This is a genomic window from Natrinema soli (genome assembly GCF_028618695.1).
The window spans coordinates 1-617 of record NZ_JAQIVI010000517.1 but is presented as its reverse complement, the minus strand read 5'-3'; the positions used below and the strand labels follow the sequence as shown (position 1 = coordinate 617).

Genomic DNA, 617 nt, shown 5'->3' with positions numbered 1-617 from the left:
CGGCCACCCGTTCGTCAGCGGCCGTCACCCGCTCGACCTGCGCGGCCTGTTCGCCCGGCGCGAGAAATCGGTGGATGACGCCCACTCCGCCGGCCCGCGAGAGTTCGATCGCCAGTTCGGCCTCCGTGACGGTGTCCATCGCGGCGGCGACCAGCGGCGTTTCGAGTTCGACGCTCGGCGTGAGCGACGTCGAGAGATCCACGTCGTTGCGGCTGTCGACTGGCGAGCGCTTCGGGACGAGGAGCACGTCACCGTAGCTCAATCCGGTGCGAAGATCGTTCATGACCCCTCAGTACTGAGGGCTCCCGTCGGATAAGGCTCTCGGCATTCGGTCAGTTCGTGTGAACCCGCTCGCGGTGCTGTGGTCTCTTCGCGAGCCGGACCGCCGCGGCTACGCTCGAGGATCGCGATCCGGCCCCGGGTACTCGCCGCCCTCGATGGCCTCGACGGCCTCGTACAGGCTCTCGGGATCGAAGAGGCGGGCGAACGCGTCCGGCGGACGGACGCTGACGGACACCCGCGGCTGGAGGGTGAGCCCGGCTTCGGCCGATCGAAGGCGCTCGTCGTACGAGAGGAGGTGCGCCGCCTCACCCCGATAGGCCGAGGCCAGCGCGGGG

At 69.7% G+C, this 617-nt stretch carries 2 protein-coding genes; both read right to left on the bottom strand.

Translation table 11 applies throughout. The features are described 5' to 3' along the window. The coding region (locus tag PGX04_RS25520; protein ID WP_273741063.1) for an IMP dehydrogenase at positions 1 to 283 on the bottom strand (283 nt) is incomplete at its 3' end. Between the two features lie 108 nt (positions 284 to 391). Continuing rightward, the coding region (locus tag PGX04_RS25515) for a DUF7384 family protein (protein WP_425498463.1) at positions 392 to 617 on the bottom strand (226 nt) is incomplete at its 5' end.